The sequence below is a fragment of the Sphingopyxis sp. MG genome (genome assembly GCF_002953155.1).
Lineage (GTDB): Bacteria > Pseudomonadota > Alphaproteobacteria > Sphingomonadales > Sphingomonadaceae > Sphingopyxis > Sphingopyxis granuli.
In genome coordinates, this window is record NZ_CP026381.1 from 2580727 (window position 1) to 2601506 (window position 20780).

At 68.4% G+C, this 20780-nt stretch carries 19 protein-coding genes; 8 read left to right on the forward strand and 11 right to left on the reverse strand.

Features of this window, described 5'->3' with window-relative positions:
* Window positions 1–53: 53 nt before the first annotated feature.
* The 4 genes from bla to C3E99_RS11975 form a co-directional block, all read right to left on the reverse strand.
* On the reverse strand, window positions 54–1202 hold the full coding sequence (bla, locus tag C3E99_RS11960; protein WP_104959825.1) for a class A beta-lactamase: 1149 nt from the start codon (window positions 1200–1202) through the stop codon (window positions 54–56).
* A gap of 492 nt (window positions 1203–1694) precedes the next feature.
* Window positions 1695–2906 carry a pyridoxal phosphate-dependent aminotransferase gene (locus C3E99_RS11965; RefSeq protein WP_076076597.1) on the reverse strand — a complete coding sequence of 404 codons (1212 nt, stop codon included), beginning with the start codon at window positions 2904–2906 and terminating at the stop codon, window positions 1695–1697.
* Between the two features lie 147 nt (window positions 2907–3053).
* The gene (pabB, locus tag C3E99_RS11970; RefSeq protein ID WP_199775006.1) at window positions 3054–4889 is read right to left on the reverse strand and encodes an aminodeoxychorismate synthase component I; all 1836 of its coding nucleotides are present in this window, start codon (window positions 4887–4889) and stop codon (window positions 3054–3056) included.
* Window positions 4890–4924: 35 nt separating this feature from the next.
* On the reverse strand, window positions 4925–5461 hold the full coding sequence (locus C3E99_RS11975) for a hypothetical protein (protein ID WP_104959826.1): 537 nt from the start codon (window positions 5459–5461) through the stop codon (window positions 4925–4927).
* 128 nt (window positions 5462–5589) lie between these two features.
* Here C3E99_RS11975 and C3E99_RS11980 point away from each other — a divergent pair, with 128 nt between their 5' ends.
* The 4 genes from C3E99_RS11980 (at window position 5590) to C3E99_RS11995 (ending at window position 10315) form a co-directional block, all read left to right on the forward strand.
* Window positions 5590–7257: a long-chain-fatty-acid--CoA ligase gene (locus C3E99_RS11980; RefSeq protein ID WP_076076599.1), complete on the forward strand. Its 1668-nt coding sequence runs from the start codon at window positions 5590–5592 to the stop codon at window positions 7255–7257.
* A 199-nt stretch (window positions 7258–7456) separates the two neighbouring features.
* Window positions 7457–7888: a MerC domain-containing protein gene (locus tag C3E99_RS11985; RefSeq protein ID WP_234002460.1), complete on the forward strand. Its 432-nt coding sequence runs from the start codon at window positions 7457–7459 to the stop codon at window positions 7886–7888.
* Between the two features lie 84 nt (window positions 7889–7972).
* Window positions 7973–8437, forward strand: a complete 465-nt coding sequence (locus C3E99_RS11990; protein WP_067108473.1) for a Fur family transcriptional regulator — start codon at window positions 7973–7975, stop codon at window positions 8435–8437.
* 354 nt (window positions 8438–8791) lie between these two features.
* Window positions 8792–10315 (forward strand): fumarate hydratase, encoded by a 1524-nt coding sequence (locus tag C3E99_RS11995; protein WP_104959827.1) that lies wholly within the window; start codon window positions 8792–8794, stop codon window positions 10313–10315.
* 32 nt (window positions 10316–10347) lie between these two features.
* Here the strand turns inward: C3E99_RS11995 and C3E99_RS12000 are convergent, their stop codons facing one another.
* Both C3E99_RS12000 and C3E99_RS12005 read right to left on the reverse strand, forming a co-directional pair.
* Window positions 10348–11211, reverse strand: a complete 864-nt coding sequence (locus C3E99_RS12000; RefSeq protein WP_076076602.1) for an MBL fold metallo-hydrolase — start codon at window positions 11209–11211, stop codon at window positions 10348–10350.
* Window positions 11208–11525 (reverse strand): cupin domain-containing protein, encoded by a 318-nt coding sequence (locus C3E99_RS12005; RefSeq protein WP_076076603.1) that lies wholly within the window; start codon window positions 11523–11525, stop codon window positions 11208–11210. The genes C3E99_RS12000 and C3E99_RS12005 overlap by 4 nt, the downstream gene beginning before the upstream one ends.
* A gap of 120 nt (window positions 11526–11645) precedes the next feature.
* Between C3E99_RS12005 and C3E99_RS12010 the strand changes: the two genes are divergently transcribed.
* The 3 genes from C3E99_RS12010 to C3E99_RS12020 all read left to right on the forward strand — a co-directional run bounded on the left by C3E99_RS12010 (window position 11646) and on the right by C3E99_RS12020 (window position 14674).
* Entirely contained in the window at window positions 11646–12584 is a 939-nt protein-coding gene (locus C3E99_RS12010) for a LysR family transcriptional regulator (RefSeq protein WP_076076605.1), read from the forward strand.
* Window positions 12585–12672: 88 nt separating this feature from the next.
* Window positions 12673–14208 carry a M20/M25/M40 family metallo-hydrolase gene (locus tag C3E99_RS12015; protein ID WP_076076606.1) on the forward strand — a complete coding sequence of 512 codons (1536 nt, stop codon included), beginning with the start codon at window positions 12673–12675 and terminating at the stop codon, window positions 14206–14208.
* A gap of 10 nt (window positions 14209–14218) precedes the next feature.
* Window positions 14219–14674: a VOC family protein gene (locus C3E99_RS12020; protein WP_076076608.1), complete on the forward strand. Its 456-nt coding sequence runs from the start codon at window positions 14219–14221 to the stop codon at window positions 14672–14674.
* A 9-nt stretch (window positions 14675–14683) separates the two neighbouring features.
* On the opposite strand, the gene C3E99_RS12025 is transcribed toward C3E99_RS12020, so the two are convergent.
* Window positions 14684–15853 carry a DUF481 domain-containing protein gene (locus tag C3E99_RS12025; RefSeq protein WP_234002461.1) on the reverse strand — a complete coding sequence of 390 codons (1170 nt, stop codon included), beginning with the start codon at window positions 15851–15853 and terminating at the stop codon, window positions 14684–14686.
* 127 nt (window positions 15854–15980) lie between these two features.
* On the opposite strand from C3E99_RS12025, the gene C3E99_RS12030 reads away from it, so the two are divergent.
* Window positions 15981–16259 (forward strand): hypothetical protein, encoded by a 279-nt coding sequence (locus tag C3E99_RS12030; protein ID WP_067108458.1) that lies wholly within the window; start codon window positions 15981–15983, stop codon window positions 16257–16259.
* A 340-nt stretch (window positions 16260–16599) separates the two neighbouring features.
* On the opposite strand, the gene C3E99_RS12035 is transcribed toward C3E99_RS12030, so the two are convergent.
* From C3E99_RS12035 to C3E99_RS12050, 4 genes are all read right to left on the reverse strand, one after another.
* Window positions 16600–17754 carry an MBL fold metallo-hydrolase gene (locus C3E99_RS12035; protein ID WP_234002462.1) on the reverse strand — a complete coding sequence of 385 codons (1155 nt, stop codon included), beginning with the start codon at window positions 17752–17754 and terminating at the stop codon, window positions 16600–16602.
* Between the two features lie 114 nt (window positions 17755–17868).
* Entirely contained in the window at window positions 17869–18534 is a 666-nt protein-coding gene (locus tag C3E99_RS12040) for a DUF1013 domain-containing protein (protein ID WP_199775007.1), read from the reverse strand.
* A 169-nt stretch (window positions 18535–18703) separates the two neighbouring features.
* Window positions 18704–20095, reverse strand: coding sequence for an SPOR domain-containing protein (locus tag C3E99_RS12045; protein WP_076076610.1), 1392 nt, complete (start codon window positions 20093–20095; stop codon window positions 18704–18706).
* A 27-nt stretch (window positions 20096–20122) separates the two neighbouring features.
* Window positions 20123–20773 (reverse strand): hypothetical protein, encoded by a 651-nt coding sequence (locus C3E99_RS12050; protein ID WP_076076613.1) that lies wholly within the window; start codon window positions 20771–20773, stop codon window positions 20123–20125.
* Window positions 20774–20780 lie beyond the last annotated feature (7 nt).

Here is a 20780-nt window from a genome sequence, read left to right on the forward strand (position 1 = left end):
CCCCCCGGCATCGTGCGCCTGTCCGGTCCGTCCCCCGCTCGTATCGAGCGGAGCTATCGTCCGTGGAATTCGGCGACGGCGCCCGACACCGCCTGCATCAGCGCCATGCGCGCGGGGATCGATGCGGTGGTGTTGCCCAACATCACGACGATCGCATAGCGCGTGCCGTCGGGGGCCGTCGCGATGCCGATGTCGTTGTAACCGGCGGTCATGCCGTTCAGGTCCTGCCCGGTCCCCGTCTTGTGCAGGAACTGCCAGCCGTCCGGCAACCCCGCCTTCAACCGTTTCGGGCCGCTGCGGGTGCGGCTCATCACGCCGAGCAGATATTCGGTCGAGGCCGGCGACAGCAAGGTCCCGCGCGCGAGCCGCGTCAGCGCGCTGGCGATCGCGGCGGGGCTGGCGCCGTCGATCGGGTCGGCCAGATAATTGTCCATCGCCGTCCGGCGCTTCGCGGCCGGCAGCGCCGAGCGCGCGGCCTGGAAATTGCGGCCGACCGAATAGCTCTGCTGCCAGCTCAGCCCGGCGGTCGCGCTCTGCAACAGCCGTTCGCCGGGGCCGAAGCGGATCGCGCCCAGCCCCTTGTCGGCGATGAAGGCGCGCACCGCCTTCGGCCCGCCGACGGTGCGCAGCAGGCTATCGTTCGCGGTATTGTCGCTGTGCGTGATCGCGGTTTCGATGAGATCGCGCACGCTCATCGTCACCGCCCCCTCGGCGCGGACGCGCGCGGCGAGCGGCTGATGGAACAGGGTCAGGTCCTCGGGCCCGATGCGGACCATCTGGTCGAGGCTGATCCGGCCGGCGTCGACCGCATCGAGCACCGTCAGCGCCACCCACAGCTTCGACACGCTCTGTTGCGGGAACAGGTCGCCGCCGCGCTGCGCCAGCGCCCATTCGCCGTCGACGCGCTGGATCGCAATCCCCGTCTTGCCGGGAAAGGCACGCCACAGCGAGGCGATGCGATCGTCGAGACCGGGCGGCGGGCGGCGGAAACCGGGATCGAGCGTGCCGCGCGGCGGCGGCGGCGCGGCCGACGGGCGGACCGGCGGACCGATCGGGACGGTGACGGCGCCCGCTTCGCCGTGCGCGGTCTGCTGCTGCTGGCGCGGCGGCGGCACCAGCGCGGTGCTGCTCACGCATCCGGCGAGCAGGACCGAGCCGATTGTCATGCCGAGCAGCGACCTGCCCGAAAACTGAACCTTCATTCAAACCCCGCGACTGCGACCCTCTATCATCCCGACCCGTTGGCCGGGACCGTTCGTCCCGCACGGGCGCCGGACTCGCCAGCGATTTGCGACGAACGATTCGTCTGCCGCGACAAGCGGCGGAACCCGTCCGATCCGGGGAGTGGGGATCATCCGCACAAGAGCGGCGAAGGCAATTCCGGTGCCGCGGGGGTGCGGCGGCGCGGCGTCAGAGCGCGAACGCCAGCGCCGGTTGCTGGAACATCACGTAAAGCCCGCCGACCGTGAATCCGGCCATCAGCTTCAGGAACCAGTCGGAGCGGAGAATCGAAATCATGGGAGCCTCTTTGTCTTGTTCCGTCGTCGGTCTGTTCTTCGTTGTTTCACCGACGTTATGGTGCGCCCCCGGCCGGCCGTGCAGTGACGGGCGTCACCGTAGCGCGACAGGGTTAGCAAGGCGTGAACCGGACATTCGCCCGCGGTTCACGGCCGAGTGCGCCGGCGCGGCGCGGGTCAGCTCAGCGCGGCGCAGGCCTGCTGGATGCGGACGCACGCCTCCTTGAGCACCGCCTCCGACGTCGCATAGGAGACGCGGAACGCCGGCGACAGGCCGAACGCGCCGCCATGCACCGCCGCGACGCGCGCGCTGTCGAGGAAATAGTCGATCAGCGCTTCGTCGCTGTCGATCACATGGCCCGAGGGCGTCTTCTTGCCGATGCAGCCGCTCGCGTCGGGATAGACATAGAAGGCGCCGTCGGGGACCGGGCAGTTCAGCCCCGGCGCGTCGTTGAGCATCGCCACGACCATGTCGCGGCGCTTGCGGAAGGCGGCGTTGCGGTCGTCGAGGAACTGCTGCGGCCCGCCGAGCGCCGCCGCCGCCGCCGCCTGCGCGATCGAACAGGGGTTCGACGTCGATTGCGACTGCAGCTTGCCGATCGCCTTGATCAGCCAGGCGGGACCGCCCGCGAACCCGATGCGCCAGCCGGTCATCGCATAGGCCTTCGAACAGCCGTTGACGGTCAGGATGCGGTCGATCAGGTCGGGGCAGCGCTGCGCCAGCGTCGAGAAGGCGAAATCGGCGTACCAGACATGCTCGTACATGTCGTCGCACATCACCATCACCTGCGGGTGGCGGCGGATCACCTCGCCGATCGCGTCGAGTTCCTCGGGCGAATAGGCGGCGCCCGACGGGTTCGACGGCGAGTTGAAGATGACCCAGCGCGTCTTCGGCGTGATCGCCTGGTCGAGCTGCGCGGGGGTGATCTTGTAATGCTGCGCCGCCGACGCCGCGATGAACACCGGCGTGCCGCCTGCGAAGGCGACGATGTCGGGATAGCTGACCCAGTAGGGCGCGGGGATCACCACCTCGTCGCCCGCGTCGACCGTCGCGACGAGCGCGTTGAACAGCGTATGCTTGCCGCCGACGTTGACCGTGATCTGGTCAAGGCCGTAGTCGAGGCCGTTGTCGCGGCGGAACTTGCCGCGGATCGCCTCCTTGAGCGCGACGGTGCCGTCGACCAGCGTATATTTGGTCTGGCCCGCGCGGATCGCGGCGATCGCCGCCTCCTTGACGAAGTCGGGCGTGTCGAAATCGGGCTCGCCCGCCGACAGGCCGATCACGTCGACACCCTCGGCTTTCAGCCGGGTCACGCGCGCGGTCATCGCGAGCGTAGCCGAAGGCTGGATGCGGCCCAGGGCGGCGGAAAGATGCGGCTTCAGCGTCATGAAAACACGTCCTCGAACAGCGCGGGAGACAGGGCGAAGGAAACAGGGCGAAGGAACAGGAAATTGCGCGGGGCCGCGCCTAAAGCCTTCGCCCGCAATGCGCAAGCCGGGAGCCGGATAATTTCCCTATGCGGGGCGAAGCCGCGGCTATCGACGATCCGCTGCCGCGGCCAGCCGCGCCGGGACCAGCCCACGCAGCGAATTGCCGAGGAAAAAGCCGCCTTCGAGGTCGGCGGCGCGCAGGTGCGATTCGACCGCCCGCCCCTTTTCGATCAGTTCGGCGCGCAGCACCCCGGGGAGCAGCCCGAGCGCCAGCGGCGGCGTCAGCAGCACGCCGTCGCGCTCGACGAAGACGTTGCTCCAGCTCCCCTCGGTGACGAAACCGGGTTCGTCGACGAACACCACCTCGGCCGCGCCGCTGTCGCGGCGCGCCTCGTCATAGGGCGCGCGAAGGCTGGTCTTGTGCGCGAGGCGGAAATCGTCCGCCGCCAGCGGCGCGGGCCGCAGCGCGACCGGCACCGGCAGTTCGGCGAGTCGAGGCAGCGACGTTACCTCGATCGCGAGCGCGCCCGACACCGCGAGGCGCATCCGCACCCGCGCCGCGTGGCGCAGGCGAAAGGTCGCCGATTGCAGGCTGTTGCGCGCGCCGTGCCGGTCGAAGCGGAACCCCAGCGCCTCGGCGCTCGCCTTCAGCCGCGCGAGGTGCCCCTCGAGCCGCTGGACGCCGTCGACCGGATCGAACTGCATGGTTTCCAGAAGATCGAAACTGTCCCCCGCTGCGGCCACAAATTCCCCCTTGGCCAGACATTCGCGCCACTCCTCCGGCGCGCGACTGTCGGCGACGATTCCCGATCCCAGCCCCAGCGTGACGCACATGGCACCCGCGCGCAACCCGTCCGCCGGCGGAAAGACCAGCGTGCGGATCGCGACGTTGAAGGCGGCATCGCCGCCAGGCTCGATGAAGCCGAGCGACCCGGTATAGACCCCGCGCGCGTCGCTTTCCAGCGCGTCGATGATCTCCATCGCCCGAACCTTCGGCGCGCCGGTGATCGACCCGCAGGGAAAGGCGGCGCGCAGCACGTCGGTCGCGCCGACACCGTCGGGCAGCCGCGCGGCGACGTCGGAGACGAGCTGGTGGATCGTCGGAAAGCTTTCGACCCGGAACAGGTCGGGTACCGCGACCGAACCCGGCGCGGCGACGCGCGACAGGTCGTTGCGGATCAGATCGACGATCATCAGATTTTCGGCGCGCTGCTTCGGATCCTCCGCTAGGTCGCGGCGCGCGCGCGCGTCGGCGTCCGCATCGGGGCGGCGCGCGGCCGTGCCCTTCATCGGACGCGCCATCACCTGCCCGCCGCGCAGCGCGAAGAAGAGTTCGGGCGACAGCGACGCGATCGCCTGCTCGCCGGTCCAGACGAAACCGCCATAGCCGGCGCGCGCAGAGCGGCGCAGCCGGGCGTATGCGGCAAGCGGGTTTCCGTGCACCGGCACGTCGGCGCGAAAGGTCAGATTGGCCTGATAGATGTCGCCGGCACGGATGAAGTCGAGCACGCGCCGGGCCGCGGCCAGATAGGCTTCGCGCGACAGCCGCGGCACGGGCGGACCGACCCAGCTGGCGCCGGGATCGGGAAGCAGCGCCGGCACCGCGTCGGCGTCGATCCGCTCGACCCGCTCGAAAAGCCCGAACCAGCCGAGCGGCCGGTCGCCGGCGGTTTCGCCCACCGCGCCGCGCCACGCCGGCGCCAGTCCGCGCCCGGCCTCATAAGCGAGATAACCCGCCGCGAACAAACCGCGCGCCCGCGCGTCGTCGAGCGCGTCGAGCAGCGCCGGAACCGCCTCCGCCCGGTGCACGACGAGCAGGTCGACCGGATCGCGGAACAATCGCGCCGCCGCTGCACCCGCGACGCGCGCATCGTCGAGCAGCACGAAGGGCGCGCAGCCCGCAGACGGCACCGGAATGTCCGGCACGGAAATCGCCGCCATTGCCGTCAACCTGCCGTCGCGACCCGTCGGCGCGATCAGCGGTCGCGTTTCATACGGATCATGCGGCCGCCGTTGACGGTGGCGAAATAGCTGCCCATCGACGCGGCCTTGATCTTCACCTTCTGTCCCGGCTTGGGATCGCGGCCCAGGCTGGCGGTATCGATCTGCGTCCACACGGCATCGTCGTCCATCACCAGCGTATATTTGCCCGATCGGTCGACGCTGACCGATCGGATCGTCGTTTCGATTTCCTTGATCTGATCCTCGTCGCCGCCGAAGATGCCACCCAGCGCCGGAAGGTGAAAACCGAACAAGCCGCGCCGCGTCTCCTTCATCGTCGCCTTGTCGGCGAAGGTGATATCGCGGTTCGCGTCGGCGGCGGCGAGCCCGCCGACCTCGCGGTCGAAACAGGCCAGTCGCTCGGTCGGATCGGCTATCGCCCGGCAGCCGAACAGCGCATCGATCTGCGCGGGGCGCGGCGGCGGCGCCTTGTCCTTGGCGACGGCCGGCGTGGCCGCGGCGAGGCCGAGAGCGGCGATCAGCGCGGCGAGATGCGACGACGGGTGCGGCATGACGATCCTCTGACGATGGCGATGCTCCTGCCTAGCCGCCGCGCCGCCGCGCCGCAAGATTGCGATGGCGCGTCTTTGCTGCTTAAAGCAATGTCAGTAACCGGCGAGAGAGAGGATGACGCGGCCCGATGAATACCCCCTTTGACTGGTCGCAAGCCTATCGTCACCCGACCGACTGGAACCAGAGCTTTCCACCGCTTTCGCTGCCCGCGATGCTCGCCGAAAGCGTCGCGCGCAGGGGCGATGCGCCGATGCTCGATTTCATGGGGCGCCGGTTCAGCTATGCCGAGGTGGCGCGCGGCGTCGCCCGCGTCGCGCGCGGCCTGCAGCAGCGCGGGATCGGCAAGGGCAGCCGCGTCGGCCTGTTCCTGCCCAATGTCCCGCACTATGTCGCCGCCTATTACGGCGCGCTCGCGGCGGGCGCGACGGTGGTCAATTTCTCCCCGCTCTACACCGTCGCCGAACTGGAAGCGCAGGTCGAGGATTCGGCGACCGACACGCTGTTCACCGTCAGCGCCGCGGCGCTGCTGCCGACCGCGCTCGCGGTGCTCGACGGATCGAGCCTCAAGCGGCTGGTCGTCGGATCGGTGGCGGGCGGGCTGCCCGCCGCCAAGTCGGTGCTCTATCGGCTGTTCCGGCGGCGGGAGACCGCGCCGCTGCCCGACGACCCGCGCGTGATCCGCTTTTCCGCCCTCGTCGACAACGACGGGCGCGCCGACCCGGCGACGATCGACCCCGAACAGGATATCGCGCTGATCCAATATACCGGCGGCACCACCGGCACGCCCAAGGGCGCGATGCTGACGCACCAGAATCTGACCGCCAACGCGCGGCAGGTGAACAGCATCGACCCCGACCGCGACGCCGACGACCGCATCCTGGGCGTGCTGCCCTTCTTCCATGTCTTCGCCAACACCGCGGTGCTCAACCGCACCGTGCTCAACGGCGGGATGATCGCGATGCTGCCGCGCTTCGACGCCAAGCAGACGTTGCAGGCGATCACGCGGACGAAAGCGACCGCGCTGCCCGGCGTGCCGACGATGTACCAGGCGCTGCTCGACCACCCCGACCTGGCGAGGACCGATTTTTCATCGTTGCGCATCTGCATCTCCGGCGGCGCGCCGATGCCGGCCGAACTCCGGGACAAGTTCGTCGCCGCGACCGGCGCGTCGCTGGTCGAAGGCTATGGCCTCACCGAAAGCTCCGGCGTCGTCTCGACCAACCCCTATGAAGGCCCGGTCAAGGCCGGCACCATCGGCCAGCCGATCCCCGCGACGCACATTCGCCTGCTCGACAAGGAGGACCCGACGCGCGACGCCCCTGCGGACGAGCCGGGCGAACTCGCGGTCAAGGGGCCGCAGATCATGCGCGGCTACTGGAACCGGCCCGACGCCGACAAGGACAGCTTCACCTCCGACGGCTGGCTGCGCACCGGCGACGTCGCGACGATCGACGCCGACGGCTATATCCGCATCGTCGACCGGTTGAAGGACATGATCGCGGTCGGCGGCTTCAAGGTCTATCCCAGCGAGATCGAGCACAAGCTCTATCAGCATCCCGCGGTCAAGGAGGCGATCGTGCTCGGGGTGCCCGACGCCTATCGCGGCGAAGTGCCCAAGGCGTTCGTGACGCTGGAGGACGGATATGCGGCATCGGGCGACGCGCTCGCCGCCTGGCTCAATCCCCAGCTCGGCAAGCATGAGCGGGTAAGCGCGGTCGAGGTGCGCGAGAGCCTGCCCAAGACGATGATCGGCAAACTCGACAGGAAGGCGCTGCGCGCCGAGGCCATGGGGTGAAACGCGGCCGAGGTGCCGTGGCGCGGGGAGGATCAGCACCTGTTTTGCACCTCCGTCATGCTGGGCTTGTTTCGGCATGACGAACGATGAGGGACGACGGCGTTCACGGACTGCGCGACGGGCGCCCTGCAATGTTATGTTGTAACCTCCTTCATGTTATGCCATATCCCCGCTGCACGCTTGACCAACGGAGAATCGGGTGACGGACGTCGCCAGCCATGCCCCCCTGCTGATGCGCCTCGGCGCCATCGTTCGGGCTGCGCGCGATTCGCGGCCGTTGACCTCGCTTTCGGGCGACCAGTTGGCGATGGGCCTGTCGGGGCTCTGCCTCGTCCACTGCCTGGCAAGCACCATCGTCTTCGCTTCGATCGCCTCGGTCAGCGGGGTACTCGAGAATCATCTGTTCCACGAAATCGGGCTGATCGTCGCGATCGGCTTCGCGCTGGTCACGCTCGTCGCCGGGGTGCTCAGCCACGGCTATATGATGCCGTTCGCGGTGGGCAGCTTCGGGCTCGGCATGATGGCGGGCGCGCTGTCGCGGCCGCACGACGGCAGCGAGATACTGGCGACGATGGCGGGCGTCGCGATCGTCGCGCTCGGCCACGACCTCAACCGCCGCGCGACCCACTGACGCCGCCCGCGGCTTGCGACCTCTCCCCTAAAGGCCTACATTGCAAAGGCGCGGCGGACCGAGGCCGCGCGCCGAGGACAAGCGATGGGCAAGCATGATCACGCGCATATCGAGGCGAGCGGCGTTCCGCTCGCGCAGGCGGCCCGCGACGCGCTCGAAAAGGCGGGCGAGGCGTGGACCGACATGCGCGCGCAGATCTTCGATGCGGTCGCCGAAATCGGCAAGCCCGCGAGCGCCTATGAAATCGCCGACATCGTCTCGCAGAAGCGTGGGCGCCGGGTGGCACCGAACAGCGTCTATCGCATCCTCGACCTGTTCGTCGCCAACAACCTCGTCCGCCGCGTCGAAAGCGCCAACGCCTTCGTCGCGAACAGCCATCCCGGCTGCCTGCACGACTGCATCTTCCTGATCTGCGACCAGTGCGGCGCCGCGGTGCACGTCGACAACGACCGGCTGTCGGACGAAGTCCGCGCCGCCGCGGAGGCGACGGGCTTCGCCGCCGAACGCCCGGTAATCGAGGTGCGCGGCAAGTGCGCCGAGTGCCAGTGACGGGACGCTGATCGGGCGCAGACCGCTTGCGCCGTCACCCCCGGATTGATCGGCGATTATCCCTTTTCGACAAGTAACCGCTCCCCGGCGAAAGCCGGGGTCCACGCGGAGTAGTGCTGTGCCATCTGGACCCCGGCTTTCGTCGGGGAACAACTCCTTACTTGCCTGCAGCAAATATATGCCGACTTGATCCGGGGTGACGGGGAATACCGCAAAGCCGATATACGCCCCCGCCCGGAGAGCTTCCCGACGCTCCGTGTCCCCGGCTTCGCGCGGACACGCATATTGCAATTCCCGCCGATCGCGCCTTAGGGAAACCCCGAATCCGAAACACGGACAAGAAGGCTGCACCGAATGAACACCGTCATCATCCGCGAGGACGACCTGATCGAGACGATCGCCGACGCGCTGCAATATATCAGTTATTTCCACCCGATGGACTATATTCGCGCGCTCGGCGCGGCTTATCAGCGCGAGGTGTCGCCCGCCGCGAAGGACGCGATGGCGCAGATTCTGTCGAACAGCCGGATGTGCGCCGAGGGGCATCGGCCGATCTGCCAGGACACCGGCATCGTCACCGTGTTCATCAAATGGGGCATGGACTGCCGTCTCGAGTCCCCACGCAGCCTGCAGCAGGTGGTCGATGAGGGGGTGCGCCGCGCCTATCTGCATCCCGACAACAAGCTGCGCGCCTCGATCCTCGCCGACCCGGCGTTCAGCCGCGTCAACACCAAGGACAACACGCCGTCGGTCCTGAACGTCGAGATGGTGCCGGGCGACAAGGTCCACATCGACGTCGCGGCGAAGGGCGGCGGCAGCGAGAACAAGTCGAAGTTCAAGATGCTGAACCCCAGCGACTCGATCGTCGACTGGGTGCTCGACATGGTGCCGCAGATGGGCGCCGGCTGGTGCCCGCCCGGCATGCTGGGCATCGGGATCGGCGGCACCGCCGAAAAGGCGATGCTGCTCGCCAAACAGTCGCTGATGGACCCGATCGACATGACCGAACTGCTCGCGCGCGGGCCGTCGTCGCCGATCGAGGAGCTGCGCGTCGAGCTGTATGAAAAGGTCAATGCGCTGGGCATCGGCGCACAGGGGCTCGGCGGCCTCGCGACCGTGCTCGATGTCAAGATCAGGGACTGGCCGACCCACGCCGCGTCGAAGCCGATCGCGATGATCCCCAATTGCGCCGCGACGCGCCACGCGCATGTGACGCTCGACGGCAGCGGCCCGGCCTTCCTCGAACCGCCGGTGCTCGCCGATTATCCGCAGATCGACTGGGCGCCCGACAGCGCGGCGAAGCGCGTCGACCTCGACACGCTGACGCCCGAAGTCGTCGCAAGCTGGAAGCAGGGCGACCGCATCCTGCTCAATGGCAAGATGCTCACAGGCCGCGATGCCGCGCACAAGCGCATCGCCGACATGCTGGCGAAAGGCGAGGAGCTGCCCGTCGAGTTCAAGGGCCGCGTCATCTATTATGTCGGCCCGGTCGATCCGGTCGGCGAAGAGATCGTCGGCCCCGCCGGCCCGACGACCGCGACGCGCATGGACAAGTTCATGGACATGATGCTCGAACAGGGCCTGCTCGCCTGCGTCGGCAAGGCCGAGCGCGGTCCCGCCGCGACAAATGCGATCGCGAAGCACAAGAGCGCCTATCTGATGGCGGTCGGCGGCGCCGCCTATCTCGTTTCGCGCGCGATCAAGGGCAGCAAGGTCGTCGGCTTCGGCGACCTCGGCATGGAGGCGATCTACGAATTCGAGGTGAAGGACTTCCCCGTCACCGTCGCGGTCGACAGCGAGGGTCAGAACGTCCACGTCAACGCGCCGCTGGTGTGGCAGAAGCGGATCAAGGACGAGCGATTGCTGGAAAAGGCCTAGGGCAGCAGCCCCTCCAGCGCCCGTAGCGGCGCTCAGCCTTGCCAGTCGAGCCATTCGCCCGGTTTCAGGATCGCCACGCGCGGTCCGCCGGGCTTGCTGGCGCCGCGCAGCGAGTCGAGAAGGTCGGGCATCTCGGCATAGCCTTCGGCGCCGGCGATGCCGTAATGGATCGGAACGATCCGCTCCGCGCCCAGAATGGTGGCCGCGGCGATCGCCTGTTTCGGCGTCAGGACCGCAGGCTCTTCGGTCGTCGGCTGCCGAAAGGAAAAGGCCGCGCCGTTCACCGGCAGGAACGCGGCGTCGAACCGGCCGAACTGCCGTCCCACGCGCCACCAGCCGCCGTGCATCATCGTGTCGCCGCCGTGGAATATCCGGCGGCCGCCGCCCGAAACGACCCACGACACCTGCAGATCGCCATAGCCGTCGGAGGCCGGAACCGGCGTCGCGGTGAAATCGCCCAGTAACTGCGGTTCCCACAGGGGACAGGGCCGCTGGCGCACACGGTCGGGCAGGCCGCCGAAAGGCGGCGTGCCGGCGGCATAGGCCAGCGTGCCGCCATGAGCGAGGGCGGCGGCGATGGCGGCCGGGTCGGCATGGTCCGAATGGCGATGGGTGACAAGAACGACGCTGTCGCCGACCGCATCGTCGACGCCGATCAGTTCGTCGGGCAGCGTGGAACCCCAGACCGCGGGGTCGATCAGCGGATCGACGAACAGCGTCGCCTTCGGAAGCTGGAGGCGGATACCCGCCCACGCCAGACGCCGGATTCGCAGCGTCGGCACCGTCTCGGCGTACGCAGCCTTGCCGCTCACCAGCGCGACTGCCGCCGCCGCGATGCCGCCGCCGAGCACTTGCCTGCGGCTCGTGCCGTCGCCGCGGGAAAGAAGCCGCGTCACAGGAGGTTGAACCCGATCAGGCGGACGCCCGTTTCGGTTCGGGGTCGATGCCGACTGTCGGGATCGAAATGAAGATAGGTGCCGACGCCGAACCGCTCGTCGCCTTCGATGACTTCGCCGTCGAGGACGAAGACATCCTCGCCGCCTTCCCCATGACGGTCGACGCGCGGCCATTCGCTACCCGGGGCCATTTCGACGATCCAGACGCGCACGCCGGGACGCGACGGCAGGTCGCGGCGGGTGCAGCCCGGACCGATGGCGATGGCTTCGCAACTTTCGAAGGACACGGGCGTGAGCCCCGTCGGCTGGAACATGGCATTTCTCCTGCAATCGCGAAGCTGCTATGGCAGGGGCGATCGACGAGCCAGATCGCCGATCGCCATGCTCCCTTGCGTGAAAATCACATATCCTTCCTTCCGTGCCGGACCCGATCCTTGCTCAACATCCCCTCTTCCGAAGCGCTCATCGCCGCGATCGAGGCCGCCCGAACGGGGTCGATGGCCGCCGCCGCCGAACGGCTCGGGCTGACCCACGGTGCCGTCAGCCGCCGGATCCAGTCGCTCGAACAATGGCTCGGCGCGCCGGTTTTCGAGCGAGGGGGCCGGGGTGTCGTACCCACTGCGCAGGGAACGATATTCCTGCGCCGCGCCGAACGGTCGCTGGCCGCGATCGAGGCGCTGCGATCCGAACTGATCAGCCGCCGCGATCGGGGCGCGCTGCGCATCTCCGCGCTGCCGTCGATGGTGCGGCTGTGGCTGATGCCGCGCCTGCGGCATCTGGAGGCCGTCGTGCCCGGACGGCATGTCGAGTTGCTTCCCGAATATCGCCTGGCGCAGGTCGAGGCCCGCGACATGGATATCGCCGTGCGGTACGGGCTGGGGTCCTGGCCCGGCGTCGATGTCCATCCGCTCTTTCCCGACCTTGTGGTTCCGGCCGCCGCGCCCGATCTGGCGGCCGAACTGGCGGGCATCGCTGCCCGCGACATGATGCAGCAACCGCTGCTGATCGACGGCGACAGCGCCGACTGGCGGAGATGGGGCCGACTGGTCGGCGCGCCGCAGGCCGCCTTGGGGTCCAGGCGGCAGTTTCTGGACCATGACGTGGCGGTCGAGGCGGCGCGCCAGGGGTTCGGCGTCATCCTGCTGCGGGTCCCGATGGCGGCGGACGCCCTCCATGACGGGAGCCTGCGCGCCCTGCCGGTCCCGATGATGCAGAGCGCGCGCGGGCATTATCTGGCGGTCCGCGCCGGGGAGAGCCGCCCCGACATCCTGACGCTGGTCGATGCGATCGGGGCGCTGGGCGCGGAGGCGCTATCGCGGTTCGAGACGCTGCTTCCCGACGTCGTCGCCAACAGGATCGCCGAAAGCGAATGACGCGGCCGAAGCGCGGGAGCGCGCGGCCTTGCCATGCAAGCCGATTTGCCCAACACTCCGCCCTGCAACGAAAAGCAGGGGACGTATCATGGATTTTCACGCCACCGAAGGATGGAATCGTCGCGAGCTGATTCGCGGCACCGCGATGCTCGGCGCGGGGGCGATGCTGATGCGGCCGCTGCCGACGCTCGCCGCCGACGGCCCGATGGCGGCGATCCGCAAGGCGGCCGAGGCGGGCAAGGAAGCGTCGGTCCAGCGGCTGCGCGAGTGGATCGCCCTGCCCTCGATCGCCGCTGAGAACCGCAACATGCCGGAAGGCGCGGCCTATATGGCCGAGTTGGCGAAGGACGCGGGCTTCACCAATGTCGAGATCGTCCCGACCGACGGCCAGCCCGGCGTGTTCGGCACCATCGACGTCGGCGCGCCGCGTACGCTCGGCATCTATTTCATGTACGACGTCAAGCAGTTCGACCCCGCCGAATGGACCTCGCCGCCGCTTGAGGGCAAGCTCGTCGACAAGCCGGGTTTCGGCCTGTCGATGGTCGGGCGCGGCGCCACGAACCAGAAGGGGCCGGAGGCGACCTTCCTCGCCGCGCTCCACGCGATCCGCGCCGCCAGGGCGAAGCTGCCGGTGAATATCGTCCTCGTCTGCGAGGGCGAGGAGGAGATCGGCTCGCCGCATTTCCGCCAGATCGCGACCCGGCCCAACATCCTCGCCGCGCTGCGCAAATGCGACGGCATCTTCATCCCGGCGAGCTGGCAGGACCGGAACGGCAATGTCGCTGTCAATCTGGGATCGAAGGGGGTGATCGAACTCGAACTGGTCGCGAGCGGCGAGACATGGGGGCGCGGGCCGAAGGGCGACGTCCATTCGAGCCTGAAGGCGATGGTCGATTCGCCGGCATGGCGGCTGGTCGCGGCGCTCAACACCCTCGTCACGCCCGACGGCAACACCCCGGCGATCGAAGGGTGGTTCGAGAATGTCCGCCCGCTCACCGACCGCGAGAAATCGCTGATCCGCGAAGCGGCGAAGCATCTCGACGAAGCGCAGCAGAAGCAGATGCTCAGCGTGCAGCACTGGATCGACGACCTGCCCTATGAGGATGCGCTGATCCGCCTTGCGCAGGAGCCGACGGTCAATATCGAGGGGCTGGTCGCGGGGTATACCGGGCCGGGCGGCAAGACGATCCTGCCGGGACGCGCGGTCGCCAAGCTGGACCTGCGCCTCGTCCCCGACCAGACGCGCGCCGAGGCCGAGAAGAAGCTGCGCGCGCACCTCGACAAGCATGGCTTCGGCGATGTCGAGATGAACGTTTCGGGCGGCTATGACCCGACCGAGACCGACGAGAACAGCCGGCTGATCCGCGCCGAACTCGCGACCTACAAGCGACTGGGAGTACAGGCGAACATCAATGCGCGGCTGGCGGGAAGCTGGCCGGGCGCAACCTTCACTGCGCCGCCGGTCTCGATCCCCGCCGGGCATTTCGGCATCGGCCACGGATCGGGTGCGCATGCGCCGGACGAATATTATCTGATCGATTCGACCAACCCCAAGGTCGCCGGGATCGTCGATGCCGCGATCGGCTATGCCGAGTTCCTCTACACGCTCGCCGCGATCAGATAGGCCCGCCGCCATGTCCGACCTCAACGGTGTCGCGCACGTCATCCTGACCGCGGGCGACTTCGCGCGCTCGACGGCGTTCTGGCGCGACCTGATCCGCTATCTGGAACTCAAGCTGGTGCTCGACAGCGACGCGATGCTCTATGGCGTCGGCGGGCGCACCGCGATCGGGATCCGCGCCGGCAGCGCCGAACATGCCGGCCGGCGCTTCGACCAGGGCGCGCCCGGGCTGCACCATGCCTGCTTCCGGATGCGCGACCGCGATGCGATCGACCGCCTCCACGGCTTCCTGAAGGATCGCGGCGACATCGTCATCGTCCACGAACCGCGGGATGAGCCCTGGGCCCCGGGCTATTATTCGATCCTGTTCGAGGACCCCGACGGCATCCGCATCGAGTTCAACCATGTCCCCGGCGCCGGCCTGCTCGAAGACGGAAGCCGGATCGGCGGGACTTCGGTGTTCGACTGACCCCTCGCCTCAAAAACCATAGACGAGGGTGAAGCGGGTCAGCGTGTCGACTTCGCGAACGCCGGCCGGCGGGTGGGTGTCGATATCCGCCGAATAGGCGATGCGCGCCGACAGCGCGCCGGTCAGCTTGGCGTTGAGCGCGGTGAGCGAGCTGGTCGTCACCGTATTGCTGCCGACGACCGTCGAAGCGGTCTGCGTCAGGCGCAGCGTCGGCGACATCTGCCAGCCGAAATCGAGCCCCGCGAGCCCCGTGAGTTCGCTGTCGCGAAGGCCGCTGACGAAATCGACCTCGCGCCACGCCGGGCCGCCCTTCACGCTCAGCGACAGCGTCTTGCGGTCGACCAGCTTGTAACCGAGCCCGGCCGACAGGTTCCAGCGCGTGTCATAGCCGAGGATGCGATCCTGTTCCCAGCGGCCGAGCCCGTAGGCGAAGGCCCGGTTGCTGACGCGGTACTGCGGCTCCACCTCGACGAGGAAGCGTTCGACCGAGGTTCGGCCGTTGGTGCGCTGATAATCGGCCTGGGCGCGGAATTTGTGGTTCCAGTCGATCCCCTTGCGCGCCAGCGCCACCCCGGCGCTGAGCCCCTTCGAGCGCGTGTTGCCGGTGGCGATGGTGGCGCCGATCTGTCCCTCGCCCTTCCAGTTTTCCCAGAATTTCGCGGCCGCGAGCTTGGCGCGCGCCGCATCGGCCGCCGCTTTCTTTTCCGCGGCGCGGCGGGCGCGATAGTCGGTCAGCAGCGCGTCGATCTCGCCCTCCTTCTGGGGGCTGGTCGCCTTGGCGAGCTTGCCGACCGCCTCGACGTCGCCATCCTTCTTGCTCGCCATCGCGGCGGCCAGCATCTCTCGCACCGGGTCGGGGTCGGCCTGCAATCCCCCGCTCCGCCGCGCCTCATAGGCCGCGAGGATCGCGTCGATGTCGCCGATCGAACGCGGGTTGGTCGCCTTGGCTAGCGACACCACCGTCTCCACCTCGCTTTTCTTGCCGCCTTCCAGCGCCGCCTCGATCATCGCGCGGATCGGATCGGGCAGCGGCTTGGGTATGATTTCGGGAACCAGGGCCGGCAAGCCGGCAGGGATGAACAAGGGCGACGCCGCCGATCCGGACGTCTGGGCGCAGACAGGCGCGGCGCCCGATGCGATCAGCACCGTAAAGGCCGACAAGCGCGCAATTTTCATCATTGAACAGAACCTTCGTCACGGGGAGGTGAGAATTTTCGGCCGGATCGAGGGGCTTCGTCCCGATCCAAGGCGGTCATAAACGCAAAGCCGCTGGCATTTCCACCCCGCCTGCCCCATCTGCATTCCCATGCTGATCGCGATCATCGCCATTTTCTGCGCCGGCGTCGGCAATTTCGCCATGCATCGCGCCTTCATGGAAAGCGACGATCCGCTGGTGCGGCAGATGGTGCGGCCGCTCGCCGAGAAGGTGGGGCCGCACGTCACCTATGTCTTCGAATTCCTGCTGCTCGTCGGCGCGCTGGCGATCACGACGCGCAACTGGTTCACCGGGCTGCTGCTCTATGGCCTCTATACCATCTTCAACGCGATGGCCTTCAGCTGGGTAATGCACCGGCCGGGGGAATGATGCCACACGCGCAAAAGGCGAAGGCGACCGGTTGAAACGCGGCGCATGGCTCTCCCTGCCTCGTCGCCCCGGGCTTGATCCGGGGTCCCGCTCGAGCATCGTGCGTTAAAAATCCGAATCGTTTGCCCTGAGCTTGTCGAAGGGTTGTCCTTTCTTTTTACGCCGGAAAAAAAGGACGGTGCTTCGACAGGCTCAGCACGAACGGCAGAAAGGATGATGCAGATTGAAGGCGCGATGCCCTATCGCCTGTCCCGTTCAGGTTGAAGCGGCACATAAGCTCATCCCCTTCGTATCATTGTGTGAGACGCTCATCTTTTCGCGTCTCCGCGCGGGCGTCGCGTCACGCCACGCCGTGATACCACCAGACGCCGTCGCGATCCTCCTTGCGCACCCGGCCCTCGACCTCGAGCCGCTTGAGATGCGCGAGCGCCTCGCCGGTCGCGAGGCCCAGATTATGCTCGCCGATCGGCCGGCTGAACAGCAGCGGGAAGGTCTCGACCGCGCGCATCGGCCGTTCGGACACCGCTTCCGCGACCTTGTAGAGCCGCATGCGATGTTCGTCGCGCAGCGCCGTCAGGCGGACGTGCAGGCCCTTGAACGGCTCGCCGTGCGCCGGGCACGTGATCACGTCGGGCGGCACCACGCGCAGCAGCTTGTCGATCGACGCGAGCCATTCGCCGAGCGGATCGGCGTCGGGCTCAGTGATGTTGACCGACACGTTCGAGCTGATCCGCGGCAGCACCTGGTCGCCCGACACCAATATGCCCTCGCGCTCGTTCCACAGGCAGGCATGTTCGGGGCTGTGGCCCGATCCGGTCACGACGCGCCACTGGTGCGCGCCCATGGCGATGCGGTCGCCGTCCTCGATCCGCATATAGCCGCGCGGCAGCGGAAAGATCATGCGCTGGAACATGTTCCAGCCGCGCGTGCGCTGCGCCTCGATCGCCGCGTCGTCCCAGCCCGCGGCGCGCGACTGGACGAGAAGTTCTTCGGGCGCGGTATCGCTCGAATCGGCGACGATCGCGCGCGCGGTCAGCATCTCGCCGCGCGTCATCCACAGCTTCACCCCGCGCTTCTTCGCGATCCAGCCCGCGAGCCCGATATGGTCGGGATGGAGGTGGGTGCCGAAGACGCGCGTGATGCGCACGTCCGCGAGCGCGCCGGCATAGAGCGCCTTCCACGCGTCCGAGCACATCGTCAGGCAGATGCCGGTATCGACCACCGCGACGCCCTCACCATCCTCGTCAGCGTCGTCGAGCAGCCAGCTGTTGATGTGGCCGAGCGACCCCGGCATCGGGATGCGCGCCCAGCTGATGCCGTTCGCGATGCGGATCGTCTCGCCCGCGGCCGGCGCGGCGTCGCCCCACGGATAGGCGAGCCCCGCATGGCTGGTGACGGTGAAATTATCGTCCTGGGTCAGCGACGCATCGGGCGAGCCGCTGGTCGCCGGAATATCGTCTTCCTCGCCGTTCGCCATGTTGTTATTCCCCGTCATTGCGACCCCGGACCTGATCCGGGGGAAGCAATCCAGAGCGGTTTGCGCAGCTCCGGATTGCCGCGTCCCCCTCGGCTCCCCGCAATGACGAGGATGGAAACTTCATCGCCGACGTCAGGCTTCGCCGCCGGCTTCGTCGATTTCCTCTGCGGCGCGCGCTTCGGCGGCGGCAGTGCGTTCGGCGCGCAGTTCCTCGAGCAGCGCCTCGCGGTCGCCTTCGAGACGGTTGTCCTCGGGCGCCTTGATCCCCGCCTTCTTCGCCGCCTTCGCGACGAGCGCGTCGAGTTCGCGCTGCGAGCAGAGGCCGAGCGTCACCGGGTCCTTGGGAACGATGTTGGCGCTGTTCCAGTGGCTGCGCTCGCGGATCGCGTTGATCGTGTTGCGCGTCGTGCCGATCAGCTTGCCGATCGCGCCGTCCGACACCTCGGGGTGGTTCTTGAGAATCCAGGCAATGCCGTCGGGCTTGTCCTGGCGCTTGCTGACCGGGGTGTAGCGCGGGCCGCGCGTGCGGCGGATCGTGTCCTGCGACTGCACCGTCATCTTCAACCGGTAGCCAGGGTCATTCTGGCCCTTCTCGATCTCTTCCATCGACAGTTCGTTGGCGCGGACGGGGTCGCGGCCGGTATATTTGGTCGCCGCGGTCTCGTCGGCGATCGCCTGCACTTCCAGCACGTGGATGCCGCAATATTCGGCGATCTGGGCAAAGGTCAGGCCGGTGTTGTCGACCAGCCAGGCGGCGGTCGCGTGCGGCATCAGCGGGGTCGGATCGGCATGGGCCATGGCGCTTCTTCTCCAAGCGGAAATAATAAGGGCCGCCCCTCGCGGGGCGGCCGGACATTGGCGGTCGCTCTATACCGGATTGGGCATGGCGGCAAGGCCCCGCAAGCGAAGGGGCGCGGTTTTCCACCGCGCCCCCTGCCGTTTCACTCCCCCCGGAGTGCCGAAAAACTCAGCGCGACGCCATCCGCACCGGGCTGGCCTTCGCCGCCCACTGGATGCTTTCGCTGCCGCCCATCTGGCGGATGAAGCATTGCTGCCCCTGCGCCTTCAACTGGCGGCAGAGCTCGGTCGCGTCGCCGCGGCTCGCAAGGCCGTTGACCGTCAGGCGATGGAAGGTGCGTCCCTTGACCACCGCGCTGTGGCTCGATGCGGGGAACTGGCCCAGCATCGCGTTGCGGCGTTTGAGCACGCCCCATTTTTCCTGCGCGATCGCCAGGCTGTCATAGGCGCCGAGTTGCACCGCCCATCCCGACGGCTTCTTCGAGTCGAAGCCCATCGCGCGCGGAACGATCCGGGTCGCGATGTCGAGCGCCTCGCGCTGCATCGGACGCAGCCGTTCGCCGTCGGTGCGCGGCGCGTGGCGATAGGGCGCCGCATCGGCGAGGATCACCGGCGCTTCGGCCTTCGGCGGCGCCGGCAGGTCGCTGACCGGCACGACGCCGTGGGCATCGCGCGCGGGCATCGGCAGTTCGACGGCGCGGATCGCTTCGCCGGCGTCGGCAACGACGGGCGGCGGCGGCGCAAAGCGCTCGACCGGCGCCGGGTCGGCGGCGGCCATCGGCGCCGGCACATCGGCAGCGGCCATCCGGGTGTCGGTGCTGGCCTGCAGCGCGAGGCGGGCCGGCATACCGCCGTCGGCGCGCATGCTGGTGCCGATCAGGGTCGCGATGCGGACCCCGGGGTTCGGCTGTTCGGCCAGTTTCGTCCATTCGGCCATGCGGCCCTCGACCTTGTCGAGCGACAGGTCCTGCGCGGCGAGGATGCGCGCCTGCGCCCAGCGTCCCGAAAGCGCGAGGGCGAGCGCGAGATTCTGGCGCGTGCGCGCATCGGCGCCGGGCGCCCGTGCGGCTTCGCCGAGCGTATAGAGCGACGCCTCGCTGTTGCCGACGAGTGCGAGCGCCAGCCCCGCGTCGGATGCCGGCACCGTGTCGTCGTGCGCGCGCAGCAATTCCACTGCCTCCGCATTCTTGCCCTGCGCGATATAGGCGAGCGTCAGGGCGATCACCGTGTTGCTGTCGGTCGCGCCCAGTTCCATCGCCTCGGTCAGCGCGGTGCTCGCCGAAACGAAGCGCCCGTCGTTCAGATAGGCCTGGCCGAGCAACGTGCGATAACCGGCGTCGCGCGGGCTTCCCGCGACCGCCGCCTCGGCGAGCGCAACGGCCTTGGCGGCCTTGCCCTTTTCGAGCGCGCTGCGCGCCTTGTCGGCCTGTTTCGCGGCGGCGTCGGCGTCGGCGGTGCGCGCCGGTTCGGTCGCCGCCGAGCCCGCGCTCGCGCAGCCCGCCGTGCCCGCCCCCAGGACGAATCCCGAAATCGCGAGCTTGATCAGCATCTTGCGGTTCATCTTTACAGTCCCCCCAAAACTCGGGTCTTAGCGCTGCCGCGCCCGGCGCGCCGGACGCGCCGCCGGCAGCCGGCTCGCCATTGCGTCGATCTCGGGCAGCGACGAGAGATAATCGTCGAGCAAATCGGTCAAAATGCCCTGCGCCGAGCGGTTCGTCACCGCGCTCGCAAGGCGCAGGCGCAGATGGCGTTCGGCATTGAGGCGCAGCGTGAAGGCCGCCTTGTCGCGGGCACGCGGCGCGCGCGCCGGACCTTCGGGCGCCTTCGCTTCGGGGCGCCGTTCGACCTTGCGGGCCACGGCGGCCACGCGGTCGAGCAGCGATTCCTGCTGGCGCACGACCTCTGGAATCGCGGGCGGATTCGCGGGTGCCTCGGCTTCGGGTGCCGGGAGCGGCGCGTCGGGAACCGCGCTGTCCTCGACCGCCTGTTCGGCCTCGCTGTTGTGCTGCAGCACCGATCCGGCGAGCAGCGGCTTCAGGTCGACCATATGCGCCGGTTCGGACGACTGCTGCGGATCGACGTCATAGCCCATGTCGTTCCAGCCGAGATCGTCATAGCCCGGCTGGACGAGCGGCGCTGGGCCGCTGCCGAGCGGCTGGCGGCGCATCGCGGGGCGCGCCGCGCCCTTGCGGGCGAGCAGGCCGGCGCTCAGCGAGGCAAGTGGTTTGGGTTCGCCCATGAGTTCC